This is a genomic window from Limnospira platensis NIES-39 (assembly GCF_026000695.1).
In the GTDB taxonomy this organism is placed as follows: domain Bacteria; phylum Cyanobacteriota; class Cyanobacteriia; order Cyanobacteriales; family Microcoleaceae; genus Limnospira; species Limnospira platensis.
Window position 1 is genome coordinate 5,235,330 of sequence record NZ_AP026945.1, and the last position, 13,145, is coordinate 5,248,474.

A 13,145-nucleotide genomic window follows, 5' to 3' on the forward strand; every position below is an offset into this window, starting at 1 on the left:
ATCCTTATTAAAATGAATTATTATCGAGAAATTTTACGGTCTTTGGTTAATGCGATTACCCCAACTTTGCAGACAGTTGATGATTAATAAGGATCCTAAAGAAACCAGTAACATAACGGTACCAATAACGGCAGCCCCGGCATAGTCAAACTGTTCGAGACGTTGGAAAATCAGCACGGGAGCAATCAAATCCTGAAAGGGTATATTACCAGCGATAATGACAATAGAACCATACTCTCCGACAGCCCGCGAAAATCCCAAAGCGACCCCGGTTAAAATAGCGGGAATTAAGGGAGGTAATATAACTCGGCGAAAGGTTTGCCAACGGGAAGCACCCATGCACCAAGCGACTTCTTCGAGTTCGGGTTCCAATTCCTGAAGGACGGGTTGGACAGTTCGGACGACAAAAGGAAGAGAAATAAACACCATGGCTAAACCGACCCCTAGACGGGTAAAAGCAATTTTAATACCCAGGGGAGCTAATAAACTTCCGAGCCATCCATTTTCAGCGTATACGGTAGCAAGGGTGAGTCCCGCAACGGCTGTGGGTAGGGCAAAAGGTAAATCTATGGCACCATCAATTATTTCTTTTCCGGGGAAACGATAGCGCACTAAAACCCAGGCGACTGCGACTCCGGCTATACCATTAATAGAGGTGGCATAAATAGCGGTAAAAAATGTAACTCTGTAGGCAGATAAAGCGACGGGATGGGTAGTAATTCGCCATATTTCTGCCCAAGTAAGATTGGCGGTAAATGAAATTAGGGCAAGAATGGGCAGTAACAGCATGATGCTGAGATAACCACCTATTCCCCACCAATACCAGGGAATTTTTGGTAAAAACCGGGTGAATGATGATAGAGATATTGATAAAGTTGTGACCATGATGGGTTGCGCCAATTAAAGGAAGTTGGAGAACAATTAAAATGGCTGGGCAACCTGATTAAAGCCTGTGAGAATTGAAACTAGCGACCGACTTGGGCTTGGATTTCATCGAACATAGCACCGTCAGCAAAAAATTGGTTTTGGACGGCATCCCATCCCCCTAAATCTTCTACTGTAAATAGATTGGAGATAGGAATAAAGCGATCGCTAAATTCCGCCTCAATTGTGGGGTCTACGGGACGAAAACCAGCCTGAGCAAATGCTCTTTGGGCTTGGGGAGTATATAGAAACTGTACAAAGGCTTCCGCAACTTCGCGGGTTCCGCGTCTGTCTACAGTGGCATCAACAACGGCAATGGGATTATCAATAGAAATATTAGTCTGGGGAACTACATAGGGCAAAGTTTGACCTTGCTGTTGAGCCAGTAGCACTTCATTTTCATAGTTAATTAAGGCATCCCCTTGTCCTTGTCGATAGAAAACTTCGGTAGCTTCTCGGGCATTTCTTGGCAAAACGGGAACGTTTCTAAAAACCTGTTGCACAAAGTCGAGGGCTTGGGCTTCGGTTTGACCTGTTTCGGTTTTAGCTCCCCACAGGACAAGGAAATTCCAACGAGCCCCCCCGGAGGTTTTAGGGTTGGCGGTGATGGTTTGAATATCATCGCGGGCTAGGTCTTGCCAGTCTTGGATATTTTTGGGGTTCCCAGGGCGGGTAATAATGGCGGCGACAGAACGGTGGACGATCGCATTATTGGGCGCTTCATTTTCCCATCCCGGTTCAATTAGTCCGGCTTCCTGAATGGCTTGGGTATCCAGGGCTAAGGCGAGGGCTACGATATCAGCCTCTAAACCATCAATTACCGCCCTAGCTTGGGAACCGGAACCCCCATAACTTTGGCGAATACGGACATCTTGACCATGTTGGGCTTTCCACTCCTCGGCGAATTGGGGAATGATTTGTTCGTAGGCGGCTTGGGTGACGGCGTAGGAGACTAGGGTCAATTCTACGGAATCGCCGGCTGTATCCCCAGTGCCACAGCCAGCCATCACCCCACTGGCGCTAATTCCCACCATAAACAGGGAAAGGCGCTGTCGCCAAGGCTGGGAATTGAGATATCGGCTTGAGAGGTTGGCTTTCATACCTGTACATCCTTAATCTGAGGTTCCCAGATGGGAGCCTGATTGGGCTTTGATTGCCATCGTAGCACATTTTAATTATATGTCAAGTATAAATGAAATATAAATGTTTTGCGATACACTTGCAAAATAAATACAGGTGGGGTATTATGAAAGTGGAGAACAACTAAGTGGCAATGGCCAAGCCAGCAGAACCAGGGGCAATCAAGGAGATTGCGGAAGAACTGAGTCAAAACAACTATCTGTTTCGGGGTTTAGATGTGGCTGAACTGTCGGAGGTACTAGCCACCGGAGAAGTCACGCCCCAAAAACTGTACTCGGGTCGTTCGGTGTATACGGCCTTCCGTCCTGATACGTCGATCGCATCCCTTTATGTGGTCAGCAATGGTGGTCCGGTAATCCTGCGGAGTGCGCCCTTAGACCGAATCATTGCTATCACCTATCCGGGTAGTTGTTTTGGGATGCGAAATCTGGCTTTAGGCTATGGGAGAGTGTCGCGGTCTTTTCCGAGTTTGGTGGAGGCTTACAAAACCACTGATGCGATCGAGATTGACCTGGACATTATTAAAACCCTCCACGCTGAGAATGAAACATTCCGCGATCGCTACGATTATTTATTTGAACTGCGGGAAAAATTCCAATATCACCTACTTAACTGTAGTACCCATCCCCCCCAAGCGGTGGCGGCATTATTAAGGGGACTCATCTACCAAGAGCGATCGCTTTTGAATCAACCCCAAGCCGATGGTATTTATGTTTTTGACCTACCCATTGATATCATCGCCCACGTCGCCCAACTTAACCACCGCACCGTTGAACAAGTCTTAAAAGGGATGCGTAAACAAGGGCTTTTACTACCCCCTCAAAATGACGATTCCTCCGACGATATTGTGAGAGTGTGCGACCCCGAAGGACTCAAAGAAGTCTACAGCGCTACCCGTGACAAAGTATCTTGGTGGCCTCTGCGCTAAGGTCAAATTATCAACTGTCAATTATTAACCGAATTTTAGCCATGACTATTCAAGTAGAAAACCTGGTAAAACGCTTTGGCAATTTTGTAGCTTTAGACAACATAAATTTAACAGTTAAAACCGGGTCGCTGGTGGCTCTGTTGGGGCCGTCTGGTTCCGGTAAATCTACTTTACTTAGAGCGATCGCCGGATTAGAAGAACCCGACTATGGGCGGATTTATTTAGAAAATGGTGATGTTACGAATGCCCAAGTACAAGATAGACAAGTAGGGTTTGTGTTTCAACATTATGCCCTATTTAAACACATGACCGTGCGCCAAAATATCGCTTTTCCGATGGAAATTGCCCGCCGTCCTAAGCCTTATATTCGCCAGCGAGTTGCCGAATTATTGGATTTAATCAAATTAGAAGGATTAGGCGATCGCTATCCCGTGCAACTATCCGGCGGACAGCGCCAGCGCATAGCCCTCGCCCGTGCTTTAGCAGTAGAACCCAAAGTGCTATTATTAGATGAACCCTTTGGCGCTTTAGATGCCAATGTGCGGCAAGATTTAAGGTCTTGGTTGCGCCGCCTCCATGATGAAGTTCATGTCACCACCTTAATTGTCACCCATGACCGGGAAGAAGCCATGGAAATTGCCGATGAAATTGTAGTCATGAATCAGGGTAGAATTGAACAGGTCGGCACTCCCCAAGAGATTTACGATCGCCCTTCAACTCCCTTTGTCATGGGTTTCATTGGCCCAGTTAATATCCTTCCAGAAAACAGTCTGAATAGTCCTTCTCCCGTGTTTGTCCGCCCGCACGATATCCGCATTAGTCATATAGCTAATCATAAAACTATCCCCGCAGTAATTCAACGGATAGTCTATAAAGGATGGGATGTACAGGTAGCCCTATCTTTAAGGGATGGCACTCAGATTAATGCTCAATTAACCCGGGATGAATGGGATATTCTAGGTGTGGATATCCAGAAAAAAGTCTACATTTTCTCAGATAAAGTTGTTGCCTTTGATGAAGCACTTCAAGCTGTTAGTTAGTCGTCAATCAACTCATCATTCTCAGGAGATAAAAAGCACGGTCTTAAATTCTTCTCGAGTCCGGGATCATCTCGCCAATGAGCGCACCTATCTAGCTTGGGTGCGAACCTCTCTAGGATTAGTCGGCATTGGACTTCTGATAGCTCGTCTATGTTATCTTCTCCCAGATATTTCTGCTAAAAATAATCAGATTTTGTTCCTGAGTTTAGGGTCCTTATGTTTAGGAATATTAACTATCGTGATGTCTACACATCAATACTTTTTAGTACGACAAAAAATTGATGGTCAAACCTATGAACCAACCGGAGGGTGGATTGTGGTTTTCAGCTCCGCTTTATTGGTACTAGCGATAATCCTAGTTTATGGAATCTTAAATATCACTGATATTTAGGATTAATCTCAATAGCCCAGAATTATTTTCATTATCTCTTGATAGACCATCAACATGAGCGATTTAACACACCGAATTAGCCAACAAGAAATCAGCCAAATTCCACAAAATGCTGCTAGTAGGTCTTTTAATCGGCGAGATTTGCTACCTGAAGAAAGTCAGTTTTTTTGGTTAATTAAAAAAGGAGTTGTCCGAAGTATAGCTTATACAGAAGACAATACAGTTGTCTGCACCGGAATTTGGTTAGTTGATGATATTGTGGGTAAACCTTTATCGCGAACTTCACCCTATATTATAGAAGCATTAACCCCAGTTAAAGTGATAGCAATTCCCACAAGTTATTGGCAACCTTCCTCTGAATTGATTTTCAACTACTGGCAAAATACCGAGACTTTACTGATGGCTCGTGCCAATCACAGCGCTTGGTTTATTTTGCTGAATGTTCTCAACTGGTTATCTCAGCGTTTTGGTAATCGTACCAGTGAGGGATATTTAATTGATGTGAGGTTGACACATCAAGATTTAGCCGAATTATGCGGATTGACTCGAGTCACAATTACTCGTTTACTCAAACAATTTGAATCGGAAGGATTAATTTATAGAAATTCTAGTAGAATTATCCTCAACGATGAGTACAGCACTTGGTACTATCAAATTTGATGGGTATAACCTCAAGTTGGGTTGAAGATTTGATCTAAGCACTTTATTTCAAGAAGAAGAGTTTTTGATACTACCTCCCCTCCCAATTCTCGGAGAGGGAGATTTTTTCCTGAGCAGAAGTTGACTCCCCTCGGCAGCGAGTAGCTGAAACCCTTTGATAGCAAAGAATCTAGCAGTTACACAAGCGATTGCCTCTAAAATCAAAAAAAATTATAAATGTATTGCAAATGTTTTTGAGTTCATGTATATTATAGTTACGGATTGAAAAGCAAGTTGTCGCCCTATTAGACCGGGCACAACATCAGTCCCGAAATACATAACCAGGAGTCTTAAATATGGTAAAATGGTTTTCAGATAACAGTCTCGCCATCGGTAGGACTCCCCTAGTCCGTTTAAATCGCGTGGTTGGTGATAGTAGCGCGACTGTTCTGGCTAAAATTGAAGGTCGTAATCCAGCCTATTCGGTTAAATGCCGTATTGGTGCGGCGATGATTTGGGATGCAGAACAACGAGGCTTATTAGGACCCGGTAAAGAAATAGTTGAACCCACCAGTGGTAATACAGGAATTGCCTTAGCCTTTGTAGCTGCTGCCAAAGGCATTCCCCTCACTTTAACCATGCCTGAAACGATGAGTTTGGAACGACGGAAACTGTTGCGGGCTTATGGAGCAAATCTAATTTTAACCGAAGGCTCAAAAGGCATGGTAGGCGCAGTAGCAAAAGCTGAGGAAATTGCAACTTCTAATCCCGATCGCTATGTTTTATTGCAACAGTTTCGTAACCCAGCAAATCCCCATATCCATGAGCAGACCACCGGGCCAGAAATCTGGGAAGAAACCGAAGGAGCGATCGATATTTTGGTTTCAGGAGTGGGTACAGGCGGAACAATTACCGGAGTATCCCGATATATTAAACACACTCAAGGTAAAGCCATATTATCAGTGGCAGTAGAACCCGAAGCCAGTCCAGTTATATCCCAAACCATTGCCGGAGATCCCGTGAAATCAGGCCCCCATAAAATCCAGGGCATTGGTGCAGGCTTTGTCCCAGAAGTGCTGGATTTATCAATAGTTGATGCCGTAGAAACTGTCACAAATGAAGAAGCAATTTTCTACGCTCAACGGTTAGCCAGAGAAGAAGGAATTTTATCAGGTATTTCCTGCGGAGCCGCGACAGCAGTGGCAGTCAGACTAGCCCATAGACCAGAAAATAAGGACAAAAATATTGTGGTTATTTTGCCAGACTCTGGTGAACGTTATCTCAGCTCTATTCTTTTTCAAGGAGTATTTAACGAGCAAGGTTTAGCCGTTTAATTGTGCCTTAGATATCCCAATATTTCCCCGGTATTAGCTGATAGTAAACCATGACCAATGATAGCTATATTGCCCTAACTTATAGCCCCGTTAGCAAAACCCCATGGGATATTGAGTCTGTGATTACAGCTTTATCCCAGCCTCGCAAGCAGGCTTTTAGGAGTTGTTCACAAGAGCGAAATTATGTCCCATTGCCATCCCGTAAAATCTTATTTAAGATGGTGGATAAACTCAGGGGGGCTTTATTTCCTTTCCACTTTGGCAATCCCGATCTCCGAGAAACTTCTACCCATTATTTTATAGGTCATACCCTTAATGAATCTCTGCAATTACTCGAACATCAAATCCAACGAGAGCAGTCGTTGATTGCTTCAGAAAATCAGGTACAAGAATCTAAAATTCGGGAAAAAGCTAGGTCAATAGTGCAGGCTTTTGCCGAGCAACTACCTGAAATCAAAAACCTGCTAGAAACTGATGTTGTTGCCGCTTATAATGGCGATCCAGCCGCGAAAGATTTAGACGAAGTGCTGTTTTGCTATCCGGGGATTACGGCAATTACTTATCATCGAATTGCTCATGCTTTGTATCGGCTTGAATCGCCTTTATTAGCTAGAATTATTGCTGAAATAGGTCATTCAGAAACGGGAATAGATATTCATCCTGGGGCTACTATTGGCAATAGTTTCTTTATCGATCACGGTACAGGAGTAGTAATTGGTGAAACGACTATAATTGGAGATCGCGTCAGGATTTACCAAGCCGTTACCTTGGGAGCAAAAAGTTTTCCTCGCGACGAATCTGGCAGTTTAATCAAAGGCAATCCCCGTCATCCAATTATCGAAGACGATGTAGTGATTTATTCCGGGGCAACAATTCTCGGCCCTTGCACCATAGGTCAAGGATCAACTATAGGCGGCAATGTTTGGTTAACCCGTAGTGTACCAGCCGGAGCTTTTGTCTCCCAAGCTCAAGTACGGGAGGAAATTTTTGATGCAGGGGCAGGCATTTAACTTGCCTCTCTAATTCCCAGCCAGATCATATAGCTATAAAGAGGGAATAAGATATCCCCGCCTATCAACCCGCTGATAAATCACTGCCCAAAGAAGAGCGAAATCTTCAGGTTTTTATTTAGATCCGAAGACAGCATAAACCCAGTTTATGGAAAATAAGCGACAGTGATTTTAGCGATAGATTTTAACCTCATTCCTTGAATAAATCGGAGTTACAATCGATGACTAGCACCAATAACCCTGAACTGCAATTAGCGGTTAATGATGTGGCAGCGCGTCAGTTGGCTAATGCCACAAAAACCGTTCCTCAATTAGACACAATTAGTCCCCGTTGGTTTGTGCGTCTGCTGCACTGGACACCTGTTGAAGCCGGGATCTATCGTCTCAACAAAGTCAAAAATCCTTCTCAAGTCGAAGTGGCTTGCTCAGAACGAGATGAGCGAGAGTTACCTGAAACCTTTGTGGATTATCAAGAACAGCCGCGAGAATATTTTCTCAGCGCTGTTAATACGGTTGTGGATGTTCACACTCGTGTTTCTGATCTTTATAGCAGTCCCCACGATCAGATTCATGAACAGTTGCGCTTGACGATTGAAATTTTGAAAGAACGTCAAGAAAGTGAACTGATTAATAATCCTGAATACGGGTTGCTCAATAACATTGTTGACAGTCAAAAAGTACAGCCCCGAGGTCTGGCTCCTACTCCAGACGATCTTGATGAGTTATTGGCGAAAGTTTGGAAAGAACCCGCCTTTTTCCTGGCTCATCCTAAAGCTATCGCTGCCTTTGGTCGCGAAGCCACCCGCCGTGGCGTTCCCCCTGCTACCGTTTCTTTATTTGGTTCTCAATTCATCACCTGGCGCGGAGTGCCCTTAATTCCTTCCGATAAACTCGCGGTGAATAATGAGGGCAAAACCAATATTTTACTGCTGCGGGTCGGCGACAGTCGTCAAGGGGTAGTTGGCTTGTATCAACCGAATTTGCCCGGTCAACAGGGACCCGGACTGTCCGTGCGCTTTATGGGAATTAGCCGCAAAGCGATCGCCTCTTATCTCGTCTCCCTGTACTGCTCTTTAGCCGTCCTGACCGACGATGCGGCTGCCGTTCTTCAGAACGTTGATGTCAACCAGTACCACACCTACTAATGACTACCCCCAAACTTTACCCGGAAAATTCCCTGACAGAAGGGCAGGCGAAACCCAACCCTAGTCCCTCTGTCACTGATTTGGGGGGAGATGGCATCAACCCCTTATTTAAAGCGGACACCTTCGATCAACTGGCGAATGCTTTTATTCAAGAAGTGAAGCGCAGCGGCATTGATGTGCCATTACCCGACTCCCTAAATATCCCTCAATCGGCTCAGGATATTAGTAGTCCGGGCTCCAATATTCATCAACAAAATCTCGATGGGAAATCACTGCCAGTATCCACACCTCACTTACCTGTTGGGGAGCCGCAATTCTATTTTAGCGATCCCGGTGTTGATCTGCCCCACCCCCCCCATTCCGTAGCGGAAGTAGGAGCCGGTGCATCCCATATTCCCAAAGAAATTCCCCAGGCGATCGCGACTCCCGCAACTCCTACAGTTCCGAATCTATCCTTAGCATCGGTTCCCACACCATCTATCCCAACTGTCACCCCCAACTTCTATTTTTTAGAACATTTAAGTCAAAGGGTAGAAAGACAAAAACCAGATCAAAGCATCCCTAAAACTGTTGAGGATTATTCCCCACAGAATTACAGGCAAAATGCACCGATTGACCCATTTTTTGTGCCTCTGGCGGCGGTGACAAAACAGGATATTTTCGATGTCGAAACCATCCGCCGTGATTTTCCCATTTTGCAAGAAAAAGTTAACGGCAAACCCCTGATCTGGTTTGATAATGCGGCAACGACTCAAAAACCTCAAGCCGTCATCGATCGCCTAGTTCATTATTACTCCCATGAAAACTCCAACATTCACCGCGCCGCCCATGAATTAGCAGCCCGGTCAACAGATGCCTACGAAGCCGCCAGAGAGACAGTTCGTCATTTTATCAATGCCTCCTCCGTCAACGAAATCATCTTTGTACGAGGAACCACAGAAGCCATAAACTTAGTGGCGAAAAGTTGGGGAGAACAAAACATCAAAGCTGGGGATGAGATTGTTCTAACTCATTTAGAACACCATGCTAATATTGTGCCTTGGCAACAGTTAGCAACTCGGACCGGAGCAAAGTTGCGGATTGCCCCCGTAGACGATCGCGGACAAATTTTGTTGGAAGAGTATCAACAACTGCTCAATCCTCGGACAAAATTGGTAGCTTTTTCCCAAGTTTCTAATGCTTTGGGAACCATTACTCCGGCGGCAAAAATGATTGCCCTGGCTCACCAAGTTGGTGCCAAAGTGTTATTAGATGGCGCTCAGTCCGTGTCTCATATTCCTGTTGATGTGCAACAACTCGGTTGCGACTGGTTTGTTTTTTCCGGTCATAAAATCTTCGGACCCACTGGCATTGGGGTGGTTTATGGTCAAGAAGACCTATTAAACGCCAGTCCCCCCTGGCAGGGTGGCGGCAATATGATTGTTGATGTCACTTTCGAGCGCACTGTTTATCAAAATAGTCCAGCCCGATTTGAAGCGGGGACGGGAAATATTGCTGATGCGGTGGGATTAGCCACAGCCCTTGATTATGTTCAACAGATTGGTTTAGCAAATATTGCCCGTTATGAGCATGAATTGCTCGAATATGCGACCACGGGTTTAAATACTATTCCCGGTCTGCATTTAATTGGTACTGCCCCAGAAAAAGCTGCTGTCCTTTCCTTTGTTTTGGATGGTTTCTCTGCCGAAGCTGTAGGACAAGCACTTAACCAAGAAGGCATCGCCGTGCGTGCGGGTCATCATTGCGCCCAACCAATTTTGCGACGGTTTGGTTTAGAGGCAACTGTGCGTCCGTCCTTGGCTTTTTATAATACTAAATCTGAGGTAGATGCGCTGGTTCATGCTTTGGAACGAATCCGACAAAAACAATTAGGCTAATTAGCAAAGATCCCAGGTTTCTTGATTAGTCAATTTTTTTGATAGAAACCTGGTTTCTTTTCTCCGGTTTTTTTTGAAGCTGCTTAAATTATATCAAGTCCGTGGATTTTTTGACGCTCCACACAGCGCTGTCATTCTCGCGAAAGCGGGAATCCATCTTAACGAAATAGGATTGTTTTTATAACCGATCGCACGGCGTTGATATCAGACAATAATTTGCTTTAAACAGGGGGGTCAGGATGATTTCAGATGCTTCTCTTACCGTGGCTATTGTCGGCGCGGGATTTAGTGGAACAATGGTGGCTGTCCACTTGTTAAAAAATACTCAAAGACCTCTGACAATAAAGCTAATAGATTCTAACGATATTGGCAAAGGAGTTGCGTATAGTACCACAAGCAATAGTCATTTACTCAATGTTCCGGCAGCAGGAATGAGTGCTTTTCCTGATGATTCAAGTCATCTACTCCGTTGGCTCAAGTTTAATTATCATACCCTAAAAAATTGGCTGCCCAATGAACCAGATCCGAGTCTTTTTATTCCTCGTCTAGTTTATGGACTATATATTCAGTCGATTTTACAAGAAGCCGAAGCCACCGCCCCAACTTATGTCAAACTCGAACGGATCATTGATGAAGTTGTCGGGATACAGCCTCAAAATAGGGGGGCAATTGTTTGCCTCAAAAATCAAGATAATTTTGCCGCTGATAAAATAGTTTTAGCGATTGGTAATGGGGCAAGTCCTCCTCCTCTTTCGTTAGGTAAGTTTCAGCCTGATGCCACCAATATTTCACTACAACCATCCTATATACACAATGCTTGGTCAAAGGATGCCTTAACCGGGCTAGAGGTTGATGATTCTGTATTATTAATTGGTACAGGATTAACAATGGTGGATATGGTGATGTCTTTGCGCGATCGCCATCACCAGGGTAAAATTTATGCCGTTTCTCGTCATGGTTTAATGCCTTTGTCTCATCAGCCTAGCCAACCCTACCCAGCTTTTTTAACCAAAAATACAGCACCCAAAACGATTAGGGGCTTATTAAAGTCTATTCGTGCGGAGATTAAAACAGCCACACAATTGGGTTATAATTGGCAGTCTGTCATTGATTCGCTTCGTCCTGTAACTCAAGAATTGTGGCAAGAATTATCCGCCGTTGAACAGAAAAGATTTCTGCGTCATGTCAACCGTTACTGGGATATTCATCGCCATCGATTGGCTTCAGAAATTTGCGAAATTATCGAAGATTTAATTCTCACAAAAAAACTCATTATTAAATCTGGAAGAATTAGCCATTGTGCAGAAATAGATAGTGGGATACTTGTAAATATTTATAAGGATAATTATCATTCAAATATACAGGTTAAAAAGTTTATTAATTGTACGGGAATACAAGTAGATTATCGAACCTCAACACAGTCTTTAATTGCTAATTTAAGAACCCAAGGATTAATCTGTCCTAACCCTTTGGGTTTGGGACTATATACTTTACCTAATGGGGCGATATTAGATGCCCAGGGTCAAGGCTCTAGTTTACTTTATACCCTTGGGCCTCCCCGGAAAGGTGATCTATGGGAAACTACAGCTATCAGAGAAATCCGGGAACAAGCAAAATTATTAGCAACAACTATATTAAATGATCTACCTTTATGGGTGCGTCCTGTAGCGCCTTTATCTACATATAATCATAACAATAGCAGTGCATTAAATTTATTATTTCGTCAGTTATTTGATCAACAGTCAAACACTTATACTTATTTAATTGCTGACCTGGAGACTAAACAAGCCGTTTTAGTAGATACAGTGTTGGCAAAAATAGACCGTGATTTACAATTAATAAATGATTGGGGATTAAATCTTTGTTACTGTTTAGAAACTCATCTCCATGCTGACCATATTACTGGTGCTGGTCAATTGAAAAAGCTAACAGGTTGTCAAATTTTAGTTCCTAAAAATGACCAAATCAAAGGTGCAAATCGACAGTTAGATGATGGTGATATTGTCAATTTGGGAAGTGTAAATATTCAGGCGATCGCTACTCCTGGTCATACTAATAGTCATCTAGCTTATTTAATTAACCATCGTTATCTGTTAACCGGAGATGCTTTATTTATTCGTGGTTGTGGACGCACTGACCTACAATCAGGAGATGCCGGAACTCTTTATGATACTGTGACACAAAAGTTATTTACCCTATCGGATGATATTTGGGTCTATCCTGCCCATGATTATCAGGGTCGCACGGTTTCTACCATTGGTGAAGAAAAAAGGTGTAATCCTCGATTAAGTCAACGCAGTAGAGAAGAATTTATTACCTTAATGGAAAACCTTGATCTAATTTATCCCAGCCAAATGGCAGAGGCGATCGCTGCCAACGAATGGTGTGGCGATCGACCCTAAAATCACTCGATTATATCGCTAGATCACCTATCTATAATCATAGCAAATACTGGCATATTGCCGCAAATTTAATCAAGAGCAATACAACTTCAAAAGCGATCGCCTTTCTGGGTTGCTATCACAGAGAGGAGACGGCTGTGACGAGGGAGGACAGGGTTGGGAATAGGGAATTGATAGTCGGTTATAACCCATCCTAATTTTACTAAAATTTAACCGGCAATTAACCCCAAAATGATAAAAAATTGAGCAGCCACTCAAAAACGGAGGTCAATCAGCCCCAGGTGTCTCAACACTCACTCAGTAGTGAAAGTTACC

At 43.9% G+C, this 13,145-nt stretch carries 11 protein-coding genes; 9 read left to right on the forward strand and 2 right to left on the reverse strand.

From position 1 onward, the window contains the following. Positions 1–33: 33 nt before the first annotated feature. Positions 34–885: a sulfate ABC transporter permease subunit CysT gene (gene cysT / locus N39L_RS25795; RefSeq protein WP_050856797.1), complete on the reverse strand. Its 852-nt coding sequence runs from the start codon at positions 883–885 to the stop codon at positions 34–36. 80 nt (positions 886–965) lie between these two features. After that, a complete protein-coding gene (locus N39L_RS25800) occupies positions 966–2,024 on the reverse strand; it encodes a sulfate ABC transporter substrate-binding protein (protein WP_014276780.1) in 1,059 nt (352 codons plus the stop codon). A gap of 173 nt (positions 2,025–2,197) precedes the next feature. On the opposite strand from N39L_RS25800, the gene N39L_RS25805 reads away from it, so the two are divergent. The 9 genes from N39L_RS25805 to N39L_RS25845 all read left to right on the forward strand — a co-directional run bounded on the left by N39L_RS25805 (position 2,198) and on the right by N39L_RS25845 (position 12,830). Beyond that, positions 2,198–2,992, forward strand: a complete 795-nt coding sequence (locus tag N39L_RS25805) for a Crp/Fnr family transcriptional regulator (RefSeq protein ID WP_014276781.1) — start codon at positions 2,198–2,200, stop codon at positions 2,990–2,992. Between the two features lie 41 nt (positions 2,993–3,033). Further along, positions 3,034–4,032 (forward strand): sulfate/molybdate ABC transporter ATP-binding protein, encoded by a 999-nt coding sequence (locus tag N39L_RS25810; protein ID WP_043468581.1) that lies wholly within the window; start codon positions 3,034–3,036, stop codon positions 4,030–4,032. Beyond that, on the forward strand, positions 4,007–4,423 hold the full coding sequence (locus N39L_RS25815; protein ID WP_043468585.1) for a YidH family protein: 417 nt from the start codon (positions 4,007–4,009) through the stop codon (positions 4,421–4,423). The genes N39L_RS25810 and N39L_RS25815 overlap by 26 nt, the downstream gene beginning before the upstream one ends. A gap of 54 nt (positions 4,424–4,477) precedes the next feature. Then, the gene (locus tag N39L_RS25820; RefSeq protein WP_014276784.1) at positions 4,478–5,083 is read left to right on the forward strand and encodes a Crp/Fnr family transcriptional regulator; all 606 of its coding nucleotides are present in this window, start codon (positions 4,478–4,480) and stop codon (positions 5,081–5,083) included. Positions 5,084–5,418: 335 nt separating this feature from the next. Continuing rightward, positions 5,419–6,396: a cysteine synthase A gene (cysK, locus tag N39L_RS25825; RefSeq protein ID WP_014276785.1), complete on the forward strand. Its 978-nt coding sequence runs from the start codon at positions 5,419–5,421 to the stop codon at positions 6,394–6,396. Positions 6,397–6,446: 50 nt separating this feature from the next. Then, on the forward strand, positions 6,447–7,406 hold the full coding sequence (epsC, locus tag N39L_RS25830) for a serine O-acetyltransferase EpsC (RefSeq protein WP_014276786.1): 960 nt from the start codon (positions 6,447–6,449) through the stop codon (positions 7,404–7,406). Between the two features lie 221 nt (positions 7,407–7,627). Further along, a complete protein-coding gene (locus N39L_RS25835; RefSeq protein WP_014276787.1) occupies positions 7,628–8,551 on the forward strand; it encodes a family 2A encapsulin nanocompartment shell protein in 924 nt (307 codons plus the stop codon). After that, a complete protein-coding gene (locus N39L_RS25840; protein WP_006619904.1) occupies positions 8,551–10,428 on the forward strand; it encodes a family 2A encapsulin nanocompartment cargo protein cysteine desulfurase in 1,878 nt (625 codons plus the stop codon). The genes N39L_RS25835 and N39L_RS25840 overlap by 1 nt, the downstream gene beginning before the upstream one ends. A 239-nt stretch (positions 10,429–10,667) precedes the next feature. Beyond that, positions 10,668–12,830, forward strand: coding sequence for an FAD/NAD(P)-binding protein (locus N39L_RS25845; protein WP_006619905.1), 2,163 nt, complete (start codon positions 10,668–10,670; stop codon positions 12,828–12,830). The last annotated feature ends 315 nt before the right edge of the window (positions 12,831–13,145 follow it).